Source organism: Psychroflexus torquis ATCC 700755, assembly GCF_000153485.2.
GTDB lineage: Bacteria > Bacteroidota > Bacteroidia > Flavobacteriales > Flavobacteriaceae > Psychroflexus > Psychroflexus torquis.
Window position 1 is genome coordinate 92,644 of record NC_018721.1, and the last position, 17,442, is coordinate 110,085.

A 17,442-nucleotide genomic window follows, 5' to 3' on the forward strand; every position below is an offset into this window, starting at 1 on the left:
ATATAAACTATGAGTCATAACATAAAACCAGGCGTTGCTACTGGAAAAGAAGTTCAAGAGATTTTCCAACATGCAAAAGAGAACAATTATGCCTTACCAGCTGTAAACGTTGTAGGGTCTAATACAATCAATGCAGTTTTAGAAACTGCTGCAAAACTAAATTCGCCAGTTATTCTTCAATTTTCGAATGGAGGTGCTCAGTTTAATGCTGGAAAAGGTTTGAGCAATGATAACGAGCTTGCAGCAATCAAGGGAGCTGCCACTGGTGCAAAACATGTTCATGATTTAGCAGAAGCTTATGGTGCAACTGTCATCTTACATACAGACCACTGTGCTAAAAAATTATTGCCATGGATCGACGGTTTGCTAGATGAAGGTGAAGAATTTTTTAAAGTTCACGGTAAACCGCTTTATAGTTCTCATATGATTGACTTGTCGGAAGAGCCTATAGAAGAGAACATAGAGATCTGTAAGACATACTTGGAGAGAATGAAGAAAATGGGAATGACTTTAGAAATCGAACTTGGAGTAACAGGAGGTGAAGAAGATGGCGTAGACAATACAGATATAGATTCTTCTAAGCTTTACACACAGCCTGAGGAAGTTGCTTATGCCTACGAAGAGTTGAGCAAAGTATCCGATCAATTTACAATCGCTGCAGCTTTTGGAAATGTACATGGAGTCTACAAGTCAGGTAATGTAAAATTAACCCCAAAGATTCTTAAAAATTCTCAAGAATACGTATCCAAAAAATACAATGTCGAAGAAAATCATATCGATTTCGTCTTTCATGGAGGAAGTGGTTCTACAGTAGAAGAGATAAAAGAGGCTATTGGATATGGGGTGATCAAAATGAATATTGATACAGATCTTCAATATGCGTTTGCAGAAGGCATAAGAGATTACATGAGTGATCATGCTGAGTATGTTTCTACTCAAATTGGAAATCCTGAAGGAGGCGATGTTCCAAACAAAAAATATTACGATCCTAGAAAGTGGCTTAGAGAAGGTGAAAAAACATTAATAGCCAGATTAACAAAAGCTTTCGAGGATTTAAACAACGTCAACACGTTATAATAGTTATATAAAAAAGATATGGCAGCTTGGTTTAGAAGAAAGAAAAAAGGAATACAAACCGCTACCGAAGACAAAAAAGATGTTCCCAAGGGTCTTTGGTATAAATCTCCTACAGGTAAAATTATTGATTCGGAGCAACTAGCAAAAAACTTTTATGTAAGTCCAGAGGATGGTTATCACGTTAGAATTGGTTCTGCAGAATATTTTGACATTTTGTTTGATAATGGAAAATTTGAAGAACTAGATGAAAAACTCAAGTCGAAAGATCCCTTAAAGTTTGAGGATACGAAAAAATATAAAGACAGACTTAAAGAAGTTCAAGATAAAACTCAATTAAATGATGCCATCAGAACAGGTATTGGCAAATCTAAAGGTAAAGAGGTAGTCATTGCAGCGATGGATTTTAAATTTATTGGTGGCTCTATGGGCTCTGTAGTTGGTGAGAAAATTGCTAGAGCAGTAGATCATGCTATTGCCCACAAGTGTCCATTAATTATCATTTCAAAATCTGGAGGAGCAAGAATGATGGAAGCCGCCTTATCTCTAATGCAATTGGCTAAAACATCTATAAAACTGACACAACTTGCTAATGCAAAATTGCCATATATCTCACTTTGTACAGATCCTACTACAGGGGGGACTACAGCTTCTTTTGCTATGTTAGGAGACATTAATATATCAGAACCTGGTGCCTTAATAGGTTTTGCAGGGCCTAGAGTTGTAAAAGATACTACGGGTAAAGACCTTCCAAAAGGTTTTCAATCTTCAGAATTTTTAAAAGAACATGGGTTTTTAGATTTCATTTCACACAGAAAAGAATTGAAAAATAAAATCAATTTATACTTGGATCTGATCATGAATCAACCGGTAAGAGCTTAAAAAAGGCGGCATCATTGCCGCCTTTTTTATTTACAAATACCGAAACATTTATTCTAGTAATTATCATAAAATCGCATTATCTACGGATAAAGCGATTTTTTTTACGCTAAGTTTAATTTAATAAAATCGTGTATTTCAGTTTTTTTTGGGGCACACCAAATTAAATTTATAATGTCGTATAAATAAATTGAATTATACGACGACGAAGTTTGGAATAGCTAGTAAATTTGTGACTAATTTTTTAAGCTACTTTTTTAATAAATCCTCTCAATTTTATTTCCATTTCTAGAGGTGAGAGATATCCTAAACTAGAATGCAATTTTTCGGTATTATACCAATGCATGTAGCTATCAATAGACTCATATAATTGTGGAGTGTCTATTTTTATTGTGAAGGATTTGCAGGACTATCTAGATGAATATTTTTATTGATTCAATAGAAGTTTCATGAAAGAAAAAATATTTGATGACCTATTACAAAGAATGATTCAACTCGAAACTTGTTTAATTAAAAAAGAAGTGATTCAATCCCTATGTTCATAGGTTATAAGACACGAACTTTACCTGTAAAGGACATCATCTATATTTTGAAATTAAGGCAAAAGTTGTAACTATTAAAAAACTAATCAAAAAGGAAATGTTTTGGTAAAAACTAATCAAACAGTGACACTCTTTACTACTAAAACTTTAGAACCAACGGGTTTTAATTTGTTTTTTAATTGGTATTTCTTGATACTATCTCATAATAAAAAGAAGACTTTTTACCTCATTTATTTGAAGATTTGTCTGTTGAAAATTTAAAAAACAACCCCAACTTTAAAGCTGAGTTTAAAAATAGGCAAAATATAGATTCTGATTATACTAAAAATTGACATAAACAATTGGATCCACAAACATTCAAAATATTTTGAAGACACACATTTAATTTCCCTTATCGTTAGGGTTTTGAAGTAAATATTCTTTCGGAAATAGCAATTTAATGTTGGCGTAAGATTTTAAAAGAGCTTTTTGGGATTTTTCAAAATTTTTCCACTTAGCTTTTTTGATGCCCTCGGAAGCTTCGGGTATAAGTTTCCCCTGGAAGTCGGTTTTCATTTCATACCAATGGGTTTCTTTCAACTTATATTTCCCGTTACGGTTGATAATATGATAGGTGGTTTGTAAAAATTTAACAATCTTTAAGCCTTCAACATGAGTTTCTTCTTCGACTTCTCGGATAGCAGTTTCCTCAATATTCTCATCCATTTCAGCCTTTCCTTTAGGCAGGTCCCATTTTTTATTGCGATAAATAAATAATATTTCTTTTTGGGAATTATACACTAAACCTCCAGCAGCAACAATAACTTTTAACTTCTTCTTAAGATGCTTCAAAAGCTTATGTTCTTTCTTATGGTAGAGGTTAACATAATGGAGCTCTCCAGTTTCGATCTTATGGATAAGCTTTTTGATTTTAGCCTTTTTAATGTTTATATTAATATATTGTGAACCTATATTTTCTTGAGTAGATAATATTATTGGCACGTCATTCACGAAAACTTTATACATTTGTAAACATGATTTTAGATGAAAGCACAGCTCATAAGACCGCAGAACTATTATTGCAAATTAACGCAATAAAATTAAACCCACAAGAACCTTTTATTTGGGCAAGTGGTTTGAAGTCACCCATATATTGCGATAATCGAATTATCCTATCCTATCCTCCTATCAGGAATTTTATCGTTTCTGAATTAGCCAAGTCCATAGAAACCCTTTTCGGCAAACCCGATATCATTGCGGGTGTAGCCACTGGAGCCATTGGGGTTGGAGCTATAATAGCAGATTATTTAGGATTACCCTTCGTATATGTAAGGCCTGAGCCCAAAAAACATGGTAGAAAAAATCAAATAGAAGGTAAATTGGATCCACATGCCAATGTGGTTGTTATTGAAGATCTCATTAGCACAGGCAAAAGTAGTTTGAACGCTATAAAAGCGTTAAAAGAGGAAGGTCAAGCCAATATTAAAGGGATGATGGCTATATTCACTTATGGATTTAATGAAGCAGAAACCAGATTTAAAGAAGAACATATCGACGTTTACACGCTTGGTAATTATGATATCCTACTTGAAGAAGCTTACAAAACCAATTATCTAAATAAAAAAGAACTTGAATTATTAAAAACCTGGCGAGAAGATCCCGCCAATTGGAACACATAAACTATGCACCTAGAAAGCGAAAAAGTAAGTATTGCTAAAAGTCAGAAAGAGACTTTTGAATTTTTAAAAAACGTAGAGAACTTTAAAAAATTAATGCCTGAAAGTATTGAAAAATTTGAAATGCTTTCAACCGATAGCTTCCTTTTTCAACTTAAAGGAATGCCCACCATAAAATTAAAATTAGAGAAGACGGAGCCCAATCATTTAGTTGTTTTGGCTGCTTCAAGTGATAAACTCCCTTTCACCTTAAGGGGAGAAATTGAAGAAGTAAACGAAAGAGATTCTTCAGTTCAACTTATTTTTGAAGGTGAGTTCAATAGCATGATGGCTATGATGATTAAAAATCCTATCAAAAAATTCATTACCACATTAAGTGAAAATCTTAAAGCCATTTAAATTTTAAAATGTTACTTATTTTAGAGCCTAGAGTTATAAGTCAGCACTTCATTATCAGATGAATATTAGCTATAATTAAAATATTAACCTAAATTTAAACTGTAATAATATTTTTTATGGAGAAAGAAAGACTCAAGGCGCTCTACAGTTATAATATAATTAACTCTGTAAAAGACGAAAGTTTTGATAGGCTCGTAGAGATAGCTGCAAAAGTTTGTGATTGCTCCTATGCTCATATTGCCTTTATTGAAAAAGATAAACTTTGGATTAAAGCCAAGTTCAATTACGAAGTTAAGGAAATTCAAAGAATTAATTCCTTGTGTAATATTACCATCAAAAATCCTGAGGTTTTAATCATCATTCCTGATGTTTCCAAAGATAAAGATCTAAAAAACAAAACTTTCGTTTTAAATACTCCTGGTGTGAGATTTTACGCAGGTAAAGCTATTGTAGATCATAATGGTTATGCTCTTGGTACATTAAGTGTATTTGACTCAAGTCCTAAAGAGCTTTCTGATGCTCAAAAAGACATTCTTGAGAAATTATCTCAAGAAGTCATGGATAAAATAATCTCCCACAAAAAACAGGTTGAATTAAAAAAACTAAATGAAAGCATTTCTGATGGAAAACACCGCTTCCAAACCCTTTTAAACAATACTGGGGATATGGTTTTCCTACTGAATGCAGAGCTAAAATTTTTAGAGTTTTATGGTAAAGAAGACAATCTGCTATTAAAAAAACAAACGTTTATTAATAAAAGAATAGATGAGATTGACCTTGATCACCAATTGGTGAGTAAGTTAAAACTAGCGGTTGAGTCCAGCAAGCAAAACAATTCAAGTATTCCTATTGAATATAATTTATTGGCCAATAAATCTCAAAAATGGTTTAATATGAATGTAACTGTCGTGCAGCGTAAAAACTCAGAAACAGAGGTTTTATGTGTTATACGTGAAGTTACAGACCGAAAAAATGCAGAGAAAGAATTGAAACTTATCAATAATTTATTTAGCGAAGCAGAGAGCTTATCACAAATTGGAGGTTGGCATTATGATGTAAAAAAAGAAAAGTTATTCTGGACCCCTATCCTTAAAGAAATCGCTGAAATTGAAAGTCATGAACAGCCAGACCTAGAAGGAGCGCTCTCCTTTTTTAAAAGCGGAGAAAGTGCTAAACGCATGACCGAAAAAGTCCAAGATTGTATTCATAACCATATCTCTTATACAGGAGAGTTTGAAACACAAACCGCAAAAGGAAGATCTATATGGGCTTTAGTGAACATAAAGCCAGAAATTGTAGATAAAGAATGTGTTGGATTATATGGGACCTTTCAGGATATTACTGATATAAAAAATACCAAAATAAAACTCAAAAAAGAAAGAAGTAGGCTTAATAACATCATTGATGCTACCAATTTAGGCACCTGGGAATGGAATGTACAAACTGGAGAAGCTCTATTTAACAATAGGTTTGTAGAAATGCTTGGGTATACCACAAAAGAAATGACTCTTAGCAATTCTATAGATGTTTGGAATAATGCAACACATCCAATTGATTTACCTGAAAGCGATAAGGCATTACAAGAGCATTTTGATGGGAAAAGTGATTTCTATAAAATGGATTTACGCTTAAAACATAAATTAGGGCATTGGATTTGGGTACTTGATAAAGGAAAAGTAATTTCATGGACTGAAGACGGCCAACCAGAATGGATGTTTGGAACACATCATGATATAACAGATAAAAAGGTTTTGGAAAAAGACCTTAAAAAAAATGTTCAACAGTTTAAAAATATTTTTGAATTATCTCCTGTAGGTATAATTATTACAGATTTTAAGAGTGGTAATTTCCTGGATGTCAATAAAGCAATGCAAGACATGGTTGGTTATACCAAAGATGAAATTCTAGACATGAATATCTGGTCTATAACTCCAGAAAAAGAGGTTGTTGAAAAAGATCGCCAAGCGATTCAAAATTTGAAGGACTTAAAAAAGATAGGACCTTTGGAAAAGGTCCTCAAAGCTAAAACTGGAGAATTTATTAAGGTTATGATCAATGGATTAATCCATTTTAATGAAGATGGAAATCGCATTGTCATTTCAACAATACAAGATATTACAGAACAAAAACGCTTTGAGAAAAAACTTGAAAAGTCTAAAGTTGAAGCCATAAAAGCGAGTCAGGCCAAATCTGAGTTTGTTGCCAATATGAGTCATGAAATTAGAACGCCCTTAAATGGAGTTATTGGATTTTCCGACCTTTTGATGAAAACTCCTTTGAATGAGGTACAGCATAAATACATGAAAACAGTATTTCAATCTGCCAACACACTCTTGGACTTAATCAACGATGTTTTGAATTTTTCAAAAATTGAATCTGGAAAACTTCAGCTGGATATAGAAAAAACCAGCTTAATTAAATTAGTTAACGAAGTAGTAGATCTAACTAAGTATGATGCGCATAAAAAAGGCCTTGAATTCGTTTTAGTCATAGAGGATAAGATACCAGATTATATCTGGATAGATGGGGTTAGGCTCAAACAAATCTTGATGAATTTAATAAGTAATGCCATTAAATTCACTCATAGAGGCTATGTGAAGCTCAAGGTGCACTTCAAAAATAAAACCAATAACTTAACAACTATTTCATTTTCTGTAGAAGATAAAGGTATAGGAATTGCAAAAGGAAATCAAAAGAAGATTTTTAATGCCTTTATACAAGAAGACGCTTCTGTTACAAAAAAATATGGCGGGACAGGTTTAGGCTTATCGATATCTGGGAAAATTTTGGGATTGATGAACAGCAAATTAAAACTGAAGAGCCAACTTGGAATAGGGAGTGAATTTTATTTTGATGTATCTGTTAGGTCAGAAATTAAAAATAAAGTCAAACTGCCTCTGTCTAAAGACATAACTAGAATCCTCGTTATTGGCAATGTAAATGAACACTGTGAATCTATAGAAAGTTACTTAAAGCCATTTAATATTCAGACTAAAAATGCTCAAGATCTAGATCGTGCTTCTCAGAAAATGATGGACTACTCACCTCAAATCATATTTATAAATCATATGGTTTCTGGCGTAAGTAGCTCTGTTATAATCTCCAAATTAAAAACCTATAAAGGTTCAAAATCTGTGCGTTTCGTTTTACTTAAAAATTCCAATACAGAAGAAGAAGGAATTGATTACCAAACTTTGGGTTTTAACCAATGTATTAATAAACCTATAAAACAAAAATCTTTATTTAATGCTTTAAGAAAAATCAATAGCCCAAAGGTTATTAATAGACAGAAAAGCACTGAAAATATAAATTTTAATAAAGAGACGAGTCTTAAATTTTTAATTGCTGAAGATAATTTGATCAATATGGAGTTGATTAAATCCTATCTTAAAAACATATATTCTAATGTAAAGATTTACGAAGCTGAAGATGGCCAAATTGCCTTAAAATTATTTAAGACCCATCAACCAGATTTTATTTTTTCGGATATACAAATGCCGAATATGAATGGCTACGAACTTACAAAAGCCATCAGAAAGGATAAGAATGGTAAGCAGGTACCAATCATTGCTATCACTGCAGGAACAGTAGAGGGAACTAAAGAAAAATGTTTAGAATCTGGTATGAACGATTATGTATCGAAACCTATACTACAAGAATCTATAAAAAATATTATTTTCGAGTATTCGAGTAAGATTCAAAAGCAAGAAATCAAAAAACCTATTATTAAACCTTCTTTAAAAAATTCTGAGAAGGTAAATTCAAGCTCCTTTAATAAAGACTACTTAATGGAAAGTATTGGTCATAAAGAAGAGTTTTATAACGAGTTGATCAAATTGGCTATTGAAACTCTGTCTGAAGATTTAGAAGAGTTAAAAGCTATCAACTTTCAAAAAAATGAAAAACAATTAAAAAAACTAGCTCACAAGGTTAAAGGGACAGCACTTAATCTAGGTGCTGAAAATTTATCGGAATGTGCATTAGACATTGAAAAATCATCTTTCCCCAAGGCCTCAGACTTTTCTGAGGGATGTGATAAGCTTTCTGATGAAATTCAAAATTTACTTGATACTTTATCTGTATACTCCTTCTAAAAAGTACAAATTGCAACAATAGGCTCAGGGATTAATTGTCATAAAAGCTTAAACAGAGCATAAAGCCTATAAAGTTTTGCTGAAAACTTAGTGATAATGTTTTTTCAAAACTTATGTTTGTAAAAAAAATGCAAATGGAGAAAGTTAAAATCAGTCTAGAAGATGTAGCCAATTTAGATTTTACGACTATTATTTGGATTGCAGCCCCTGTGATGTTTAGTTTAGTGGCATTAGAGTTCTATTTCAGCTATAAACAAAACAAAAAACTATACGAAGGGAAGGATTTTATGTCCTCTACATTTATTGGAGTAGTAAATATTCTTTTAAATGGTGTGATGAAACTGGGTGTTTTTGGTTTCTTCCTTTTCTTTTATAATCTTACTCCTTTTTATATACCACAGACTTGGTGGTCTTATCTCCTTTGTTTTATTGCTTTAGATTTTGTGAGGTATTGGTCTCATAGAATTGCTCATGAGCAACGTTTCTGGTGGTCTACACACGTGGTACACCATAACTCTGAATATTATAACCTTTCTACTTCTTTTAGATTGTCATGGACACAAAATCTTAAAATTATTTTCTTTTTACCAGTGATTTTGATGGGATTTCATCCTTTTGTATTTTTAGTTGTTCATCAAATAGAAGTTTTATATCAATTCTGGATACATACAGAGTTTATTAAAAAATTACCAAGACCTATTGAATTCATTTTTACTACACCTTCTCACCATAGGGTTCACCACTCTAAAAATGAAAAGTATTTGGATAAAAATTATGGATCAACCTTAATCATTTGGGATAGGCTATTTGGCACTTTTGAAGAAGAAGTCGAAAAGCCTATTTACGGGATTACTAAACCTATTAATACATACAATCCCTTTACGTTAGTATTTCACGAGTGGATTGCATTATTTAAAGATTTAACGAAAGCTAGATCTATAAAAGAAGCATATTTAACAGCTTTTGGAAGTCCTGTGGATTATCATAAATCTGAAATGAAAAAAATGGAACTTAGCAGTGAAGAAATTTTAAAAAAATAAGGCTCTAGTTTAATACAGCTATTATATGTATATTTAGATTATGAACATAGATAATCTAAAAGAGGAAATACTATCACTATCCACTCTAGATCGTGATAATCTGTTAAAGGATATTACAGATTCACTTGAGCATAATCAATTGGTTGAGCGGGCTTCCCGTCGCCATATTTTAGATAATAAAATGGGCGGATGCCCACATTGTTTACATGAAAAATATGTTCGTTTTGGAGTTGACAAAGGCTCGCAGCGCTATAAGTGCAAGTCTTGCAATAGAAGCTTTACTGAATATACTGGCACTTGGATGGCGGGACTTCAAAGAAAGGATATGATTTCATCTTATTTAAGTCTTATGGTTCAAGAAAAAAGTTTAGATAAAATAAGTTCAGAATTAGGCATCAATAAAAAGACAGCCTTTGATTGGCGTCATAAGATATTAGCTTCATTCGATACTAAAAATGACGATGACCAAGACAACTTTACAGGTATTACAGAGAGTGACGAAACCTTTTTCCTAAGATCAGAAAAAGGTATGGAGGTAAAAGATAGGGAATCAAGAAAAAGAGGCGGTAAGTCTAAAAAGAGAGGTATAAGTAAAGATCAAGTTGCGGTAATTGTAACACAGGATAGAAAATCAACATTAGACCTTAGCGTGGCTAAACTCGGTCGAATAGGAAAAGTAGATATAGAAAATGCTATCGGTAAACGTGTTATAAAGGATATAACCATATTGTGTAGCGATGCCCATCACAGTTATAAAGGGTTTGCCAAAGATAGCGAAACAGAGTTCCACATCGTAAATGCATCAAAAGGAGAAAGAGTAAAAGGAAAGTATCACATACAACACGTTAATTCTACTCACAATAGAGTTAAAAAATGGATTGAAAATACCTTTTGGGGAGTATCAACAAAATATCTACAACAATATATGAATTGGTATCGAATAAAGGAAAATATAAAGTCTAGAAGCGATAGAGCCAACGCCTTTGTGGAAGAAACAATTGCTCTAGGTACATTGAAACGGTATAATCAAATCGAATCTAGATATGAAAACTTAATATCAACGCAGACCTAAACTAGAGCCAAAAATAACTATATTAAATTCTTTAGAATAGATTTGATGTTGAGTGTTTTCTTATAATTTTACGAAAAACACTCATAACATGAAATACATCTTTACTATTGTAATATTAGTTAGCCTTTTTAATTTAAGTAATGCTCAAGACTTAAAGTCTCCAGATGAATTTTTAGGTTACCCAATAGGATCGGAGTTTACTCGCCATCATGAAATTATAAATTATTTTGAGCATCTCGCTAAAAATAGTTCCCTAGCTACTTTTTCATCTTATGGTCAAACCAACGAACGAAGACCCTTAAGCTATGTGGTAATTACTTCAGAAGAGAATCATAATAATCTTGAAAGCATACGAAAAAACAATTTAAAACAAACGGGCATTTTGGATGGAGACTTCTCTTCAGACATAGCTATTGTTTGGTTAAGTTATAATGTTCATGGTAATGAGGCCTCTAGTGCAGAAGCCTCTATGGTTACTGCTTATGAACTTATGACCAATCAGGAAAACGTGTTGGACAATACAATTGTTATAATAGATCCAAGTGTAAATCCAGATGGCAGAGATCGTTATGTTAACTGGTACAACCAAGTAAAATCATCCCCTTACACAGCATATCAAGATGCTATTGAGCATAACGAACCATGGCCTGGAGGAAGACCCAACCACTATCTTTTCGATTTAAATAGAGACTGGATGTGGGCTACTCAAATAGAAACCCAACAACGACTAAAAATTTATAACTTATGGATGCCTCATGTTCATGTAGATTTTCATGAACAAGGCATTAACAGTCCTTATTATTTTGCACCAGCAGCAAAGCCCTTTCATAAGATTATTACCAATTTTCAAAGAGAGTTTCAGACCCAAATTGGAAAAAATAATGCTAAAGCATTTGACGAAAAAAAATGGGCCTATTTCACTAGAGAACGTTTCGATTTATTTTACCCCAGTTACGGAGATACCTACCCTACTTACAATGGAGCTATAGGTATGACTTACGAACAAGCGGGAAGTGGCCAAGCTGGCCTTGGTGTAAATACCGATGAAGGTTACGAGCTCACCTTAAAAGATCGTATAAAGCACCATGTGCAAAGTGGGTTATCCACGGTAAAAACATCTTCTGAAAATGCTGAAAAACTTAATTCTGAATTTAAAAACTACTTTAAAAATACTGTAGATTTTGATTACTATGTTCTTGTTGGTGAGCAGAGTAAACTAAATACACTGACTAAATTATTTGATCAACATGATTATGAGTACCAGTTCTCAAAAGAAAAAAAACTAAAGGGTAAACCTATTTACAGCACTGCAAAAATATCTTTTGATGCTGACCAGGCTTTAGTTGTCCCAGCTAATCAACCCAAGTCTAAAATGCTAAAAGTCCTATTGGAAGCGGACCCAGAGTTGAGCACTCCCCTCACCTACGATATCACCTCTTGGAATCTTGCCTTAGCTCATGGAGTGGAGGCTTATACAATTAGCGGTGATATAAACACTCAACCAAATGAAAATCCATATTCTCAAGAATCTGTTGAGGTGGGAACTGTGGGCTACATTGCCCCATGGAAGAGTATAACTGATGCCAAATTCTTAACAGAGTTACTCAAGAACAAGATTGATGTAAGAGCGACAACAAAACCTTTTAAAATCGAAAATGAATCTTATGATAGAGGTAGCCTAATTTTAACAAAGACCAATAACAGAGATTCCAATTTTGATTCTCTGGTTGTTGAACTCGCTAATAAGTATCGTATCAAATTAGCAGCTACTAAAACTAGTTTTTCAGATTCGGGAACAGATTTTGGCTCTCCAGATATAAAGAAAATTAACTCACAACGCATTGCTGTTTTAAGGGGTGATGATGTGTCATCTTTGAGTTATGGGTCTATTTGGCATTTCTTTGAACAAGAACTGAACTACCCTATTATTTCTATAGATACTGAGGATCTTACTGGGATAGACCTAAATAATTACGATATTTTAATCCTACCGAGTGGATCTTACTCTAAAATTTTTAATAAAAAGAAATTATCTTCTATGTCCGATTGGATTAAAAATGGAGGGAAACTTATAGCTATGAGCAATGCTTTATCCACTTTTGAAGGAAAGAAAGGATTTGGCCTAGAAAAAGTGGAAGTTAAAAAAGACTCCACTCAAAATAATCTTATCTCTTATGCTGAAAGAAAAAAAGAAGGTACCAAGGATAATATCACTGGTGCTATCTTTAATATTAAGGTAGATAACACCCACCCCTTAGCCTTTGGATATACAGATTCTTATGCCACCTTAAAAACCAGTTCTGCAGCCTATAAACACCTCAAAAACGGCTTTAATGTTGGCTATATAGAAAATACTCCAGAACGCTTAAGCGGTTTCGCTGGCGAAAAGGCTTTAGAAAAAATTTCTAAATCTCTAGTTTTTGGAGAACAACGCTTAGGTCGTGGAAGTATTATTTATATGGTAGATGATGTCTTATTCCGATCCTTTTGGGAAAATGGCAAACTCTTTTTCGTTAATGCTCTGTTTATGGTTAATAATAGGAGTCAAACTTTTAAATAATCACTGACTTAGTTTAATTTTAGGTTACTGTAATTTGCAATAATGTTGAAAATCTGTGAACTTTTTTTTGAATTTGGATTTGTATAAATAACATCATCAAAATTTTTGGTCATGCTAAAATCTAACTCCGAGTTGACTTCAATCTTGGAGTTAGAGGATTTGGCGTAAAACCTAAAGTTTTTATCAGTTGGCAATTTCAAATTTGCACTGGATTTCTCCAAATGAATATCTATAAGTGAAAAGTCATCGTCTATCCTATCGATATTTAGGTTTCCATAGGTGCCTTTAATAATGGCTTGGTTTTGAATAGAGCCAATCTTTAACTCCGACATTTTAGAGGTCACATTTAATTGGTCTACTTTTTTTAAATCAACCTTTTTGGAATAGTCTATATCCAAGTTTAAACTCTCCGCAGAATTAATAGAAAGCGTTGAATAACTCATTACTATTTTTGAATTCTGACCAGTGGCAGTGTCCAATTGCAAACCTGAGTAGCTAAGGTTTGCATCAACATTATGGAGACTTGAAACTTCCATAGTACTATGCCTTAAATTCATCTCAAACTTTGCAGACTTTGGCACCTTTATTTCAATCAATCGCTTTACCGATCGTTTCATCATCCAGCCGTTCTTGGCCTCCTGGTATCCTTCCTTAAATTCTTCTACCCAAGGTTTTATGTTTTCCCTAATGACACGTGCATACTGTCTTAAAGAATCTTGGAAGCTTCTATTATCCTTTTGGTCATTCCTAATATCCTTTAAATCATCTCTAAAGTTTTTAAGCTCGTCTCTCCAAACCAGCATCGTCTCCCGAAAATTAGTAGAATCCAATTGCTCCTTAAATTTTTCCAAATAGTCTCTCCCCTCTTCTTTAAAAGCCTCGTAGTCAAAATCTATTTCTATTAAAGGCTTTGGTGGTTTTGGTGGAAGAGGAGGTCTTGGTGGATTTGGAGGAACAGGAGTTTGGAAAAACCAAACACCATTACGTTTCGCATTTCGATTTTTTCTAGACGTAATTTCTATCCGTTTGCTGTTTCCAAGTACTTTGATTTCTGAGGTGTCAAAAGCTTCGTTTAAAGCTTCTTTATTCTCCTCATCGGAAGTTAAAGTCGTTTTTACCTCTACTCTATTTTTATTCCAAGTTTCAATAATGACTGTAGAATGCGATAGGTCTAAGATGACTATCGGGCTTTTCTCCACATCAAAACTTTCGGTCGATACTCTCTTTTGCTGAGAAAAAATAAAGAGTGGCGCTAGCAATAAAAGGACTAGTAAACTACAATTGGTATATACTTTCGCTATCATGATTTAAGGTTTTTAATTCGGTTAACTTGAGTTTTAAATTTTGAAGCAATTCTAACCTAAGTTGTAAATTTTCTATCATAGCTTCTATAAGAGTTTCATCGAAGCCTTGCTTAGTTAATTCATCTTGAAGGCGTTTATATTCATCATCAATTTTTTCCACTTCCAATACATAGGAATTCACTAAATCGTCATAATCACCAGCTTCTAGAGTGGCTAATTCATAATTGATTGAGGCTTGATAAAACGATTCAATTTTTTGAAATTCTGGTGAGAAATTTCCCAGACTTATCAAATTAGGGTTTTCATTTTGCTGAATTTGATCTGGTGTAGTTTGAAACCATAAAATAGAACTCACAAGTCCTACAATAAGAACTGCTGCACTCTTTTGCAAAGTTTCGCTCCTCGAAACGACTTTCGATTCTTTTCTTAATTTGGTTTCAAATAGTTGTTGATGACCTTCAGACATATGTAAAGGCGCATCCTCATAATTAAAATCTTTACGCAAATCTTTCATAACCCTGCTTTATTAATTCGTTTTTCAACATCGTTTTCCCTCTGTGCAATTGAGTTCTAGAAGCATTTTCTGAAATTTTTAAGATTTCAGAAATCTCTTGGTGATCATAGCCCTCCATTAAAAACAGTTTCAAAACAAGACTGTACTTTAAGGGTAGGTTTTCTACTATAGATTTTATAAGCTCTACTGATATGGAGTCCTCTACTTTCCAACTTTTTTCTTCCTGTTCAGGTAGAATCATATGATCGTATTCTAGACTAAGATCATATGTCTTCCTTCTTAAACAATCGATAGATTGATAAATAACAATCTGCTTCAACCAGGCACCAAAAGTGCAGCGACCATCGAAGGTGTGTAAGTTTGAAAAGGCTTTAATAAAAGCTTCTTGAGTGATGTCTTCAGCGAGATCTCTTTGCTTAACATATCGGAAGGCTATAGTCAACATAGCATCACAATAGGTGTTGTACAGCTTCAATTGTGCCTTTTCATTTCCTTTTATACATTTTGATATCAAATCAGTTGCTAACAAATTCAGAGGAGATAAATTAAAATTGCTTCACCTTAAATACGTTTGAAGTTATGAAACGTTACAAACTTTATCGATTATTTAAAAAAGTTCTTTCCTTTTCTGTTATAATTCAGCCTAAAAAGAATGAAAACAGTTGTGCATAAAGCTAAAATCCAAGATCATAACAGCCATTGTTGTTTAAATTGAAACCTCAGTTTTAGTTTAAGCGGTTTATTATAATTCAGGGCAGATGAACTTTGGAGTATTAAGAGTCTTGAATGATTATAGTGTCGCTACAGGAATGGGCTTTGACACTTATGCCTACCAAAATATAGTGATTTTATAAATTTGGATTCTTCCCAATCAACAAAACGTGACTCCTAGATATGATTAAATTTCGATTGATTCCTCAAAAATAATTTTCAACAAATCTTATCACCAAATAAAAAGTATACCAAGGTTTTAATTTATCAAAAGGCTTGGTTTCATATACATAGATTTAATAAAGTTTTAGAGGAAGTTTATAACCTAAAACAAGCAGAAAAGAGAGTTTACATCTTTGTACTCGAGGGTAAAATTAGAATTTATAACTATCTGTTAAGCAAAAGAGGTACCATAGGTTTCACCGAGACTTCTGCAATCGATTTCGATATAATGGAAAATTCTAAAGCCTAATTGATAGAAGTACCTGTCTTAAAATTATCACTTTAATACTATTTAACTTAATAAACGAATTATTTATGGGTATTTTAGATGCTTTACAAATGCTAATCTATACATTCGCAAAAACAAGAAATACTTAAAAAAATGCAAAATATTTTAGTTATTGGTGCAAACGGAACAACAGGAAGGTTAGTTTCTAAAATTCTTAGAGATTCCTCCGATTTCAAACCATTTGCCATGATAAGAAAAGAAACTCAAAAGCCTTTTTTTGAAAATCAAGGGATAGAGACTCGTCACGGCGATCTTGAAGGAGATTTTACTAGCGCCTTTAGAGGTATGGATAAAGTTATTTTCGCTGCTGGATCTGGTGGAAAAGGTGGTGATGAAAAAACAATAGCGGTAGATCAAAAAGGAGCAATAAAAGCTGTAGAATTTGCAAAAGCTAATAAACTACAAAAGTTTGTTATGTTGAGTTCTATGGGAACCGATAACCCAAGTAAAATTGAAGGCTTAGAACAGTATTTAGAATCTAAAAAAACTGCAGACGATTTCTTAAGAGAATCTAATGTTGTTTACACTATAGTCCAACCTGGAGGTTTAACCGACAAAAAGGGAACTGAAAAAGTAGAGCTTGCTCATAAGCTTAAAAAAATGGGTGAAATCTCTAGAGAAGATGTTGCACATACTCTTTTGTATGCTCTAGAACTTGAGCGTGCTAAGAATACATCCTTTGAAGTTGTCTCTGGGAATGATGAGCTTAAACAAAGCATTAAGAATTATAAGTAAAATTTAATAAGCTATACCCGAAGTAATCTCCGGGTTTTTTTTGAATCCTACAAAAGAGTTTTGGGATAAGTGTTTTGCGAAAAAAGAATTTGTTTATGGCATTAAGCTTAATGTATTCTTTAGGTCTGAAATAGATAAAATAAAAAATAAGGATAAAGCTCTGTTTCCCTTCGAAGGAGAAGGAAGAAACGCTTCCTTTGCTGCTCAACTTGGATGGGAAGCAGGCGCCTTTGATTTTTCTGAATCTGGAAAACAAAAGCTTTAAAACTTTTCGATAAAAATCAAACATCTATAGATCACCAAATTGTCAAAATTGAAGATTACAAAGTGAAAAAAGACACTTACAATTTAA

16 protein-coding genes are annotated in these 17,442 nt (G+C 33.0%); 11 read left to right on the forward strand and 5 right to left on the reverse strand.

Annotated elements, in window-relative coordinates; genetic code table 11:
• Positions 1–9 precede the first annotated feature (9 nt).
• Both fbaA and accD read left to right on the forward strand, forming a co-directional pair.
• Entirely contained in the window at positions 10–1,077 is a 1,068-nt protein-coding gene (fbaA, locus tag P700755_RS00395; protein WP_015022777.1) for a class II fructose-bisphosphate aldolase, read from the forward strand.
• A gap of 18 nt (positions 1,078–1,095) precedes the next feature.
• Positions 1,096–1,956, forward strand: a complete 861-nt coding sequence (accD, locus tag P700755_RS00400) for an acetyl-CoA carboxylase, carboxyltransferase subunit beta (RefSeq protein WP_015022778.1) — start codon at positions 1,096–1,098, stop codon at positions 1,954–1,956.
• A gap of 241 nt (positions 1,957–2,197) precedes the next feature.
• Here the strand turns inward: accD and P700755_RS19765 are convergent, their stop codons facing one another.
• Positions 2,198–2,344 carry an integrase core domain-containing protein gene (locus P700755_RS19765; RefSeq protein ID WP_342626364.1) on the reverse strand — a complete coding sequence of 49 codons (147 nt, stop codon included), beginning with the start codon at positions 2,342–2,344 and terminating at the stop codon, positions 2,198–2,200.
• A 532-nt stretch (positions 2,345–2,876) separates the two neighbouring features.
• A complete protein-coding gene (locus tag P700755_RS00405) occupies positions 2,877–3,500 on the reverse strand; it encodes an NUDIX hydrolase (RefSeq protein ID WP_015022779.1) in 624 nt (207 codons plus the stop codon).
• 8 nt (positions 3,501–3,508) lie between these two features.
• On the opposite strand from P700755_RS00405, the gene pyrE reads away from it, so the two are divergent.
• From pyrE to P700755_RS00435, 6 genes are all read left to right on the forward strand, one after another.
• On the forward strand, positions 3,509–4,153 hold the full coding sequence (pyrE, locus tag P700755_RS00410; RefSeq protein ID WP_015022780.1) for an orotate phosphoribosyltransferase: 645 nt from the start codon (positions 3,509–3,511) through the stop codon (positions 4,151–4,153).
• Between the two features lie 3 nt (positions 4,154–4,156).
• Complete coding sequence (locus P700755_RS00415) at positions 4,157–4,549, forward strand: hypothetical protein (protein ID WP_015022781.1); 393 nt, start codon at positions 4,157–4,159, stop codon at positions 4,547–4,549.
• A gap of 116 nt (positions 4,550–4,665) precedes the next feature.
• Positions 4,666–8,643, forward strand: coding sequence for a PAS domain S-box protein (locus tag P700755_RS00420; RefSeq protein ID WP_015022782.1), 3,978 nt, complete (start codon positions 4,666–4,668; stop codon positions 8,641–8,643).
• Between the two features lie 134 nt (positions 8,644–8,777).
• Complete coding sequence (locus P700755_RS00425; protein ID WP_041758538.1) at positions 8,778–9,683, forward strand: sterol desaturase family protein; 906 nt, start codon at positions 8,778–8,780, stop codon at positions 9,681–9,683.
• 40 nt (positions 9,684–9,723) lie between these two features.
• Complete coding sequence (locus tag P700755_RS00430; protein WP_015022784.1) at positions 9,724–10,755, forward strand: IS1595-like element ISPto1 family transposase; 1,032 nt, start codon at positions 9,724–9,726, stop codon at positions 10,753–10,755.
• Positions 10,756–10,843: 88 nt separating this feature from the next.
• Positions 10,844–13,315 carry a M14 family metallopeptidase gene (locus P700755_RS00435; RefSeq protein WP_015022785.1) on the forward strand — a complete coding sequence of 824 codons (2,472 nt, stop codon included), beginning with the start codon at positions 10,844–10,846 and terminating at the stop codon, positions 13,313–13,315.
• Between the two features lie 8 nt (positions 13,316–13,323).
• Here the strand turns inward: P700755_RS00435 and P700755_RS00440 are convergent, their stop codons facing one another.
• The 3 genes from P700755_RS00440 to P700755_RS00450 are packed head-to-tail and all read right to left on the reverse strand — an operon-like array spanning position 13,324 to position 15,662.
• Positions 13,324–14,619, reverse strand: a complete 1,296-nt coding sequence (locus tag P700755_RS00440) for a hypothetical protein (protein ID WP_015022786.1) — start codon at positions 14,617–14,619, stop codon at positions 13,324–13,326.
• Positions 14,591–15,133, reverse strand: a complete 543-nt coding sequence (locus P700755_RS00445; protein WP_015022787.1) for a hypothetical protein — start codon at positions 15,131–15,133, stop codon at positions 14,591–14,593. Before P700755_RS00445 ends, P700755_RS00440 begins: the two co-directional genes overlap by 29 nt.
• Positions 15,117–15,662 carry an RNA polymerase sigma factor gene (locus tag P700755_RS00450; RefSeq protein ID WP_015022788.1) on the reverse strand — a complete coding sequence of 182 codons (546 nt, stop codon included), beginning with the start codon at positions 15,660–15,662 and terminating at the stop codon, positions 15,117–15,119. Before P700755_RS00450 ends, P700755_RS00445 begins: the two co-directional genes overlap by 17 nt.
• Positions 15,663–16,070: 408 nt before the next feature.
• Here P700755_RS00450 and P700755_RS21155 point away from each other — a divergent pair, with 408 nt between their 5' ends.
• The 3 genes from P700755_RS21155 to P700755_RS00460 all read left to right on the forward strand — a co-directional run bounded on the left by P700755_RS21155 (position 16,071) and on the right by P700755_RS00460 (position 17,355).
• Positions 16,071–16,316: a pirin family protein gene (locus tag P700755_RS21155; RefSeq protein ID WP_169314473.1), complete on the forward strand. Its 246-nt coding sequence runs from the start codon at positions 16,071–16,073 to the stop codon at positions 16,314–16,316.
• 132 nt (positions 16,317–16,448) lie between these two features.
• A complete protein-coding gene (locus P700755_RS00455) occupies positions 16,449–17,090 on the forward strand; it encodes an SDR family oxidoreductase (protein ID WP_015022789.1) in 642 nt (213 codons plus the stop codon).
• Between the two features lie 40 nt (positions 17,091–17,130).
• Entirely contained in the window at positions 17,131–17,355 is a 225-nt protein-coding gene (locus tag P700755_RS00460; protein ID WP_041758091.1) for a hypothetical protein, read from the forward strand.
• Positions 17,356–17,442: the final 87 nt, after the last annotated feature.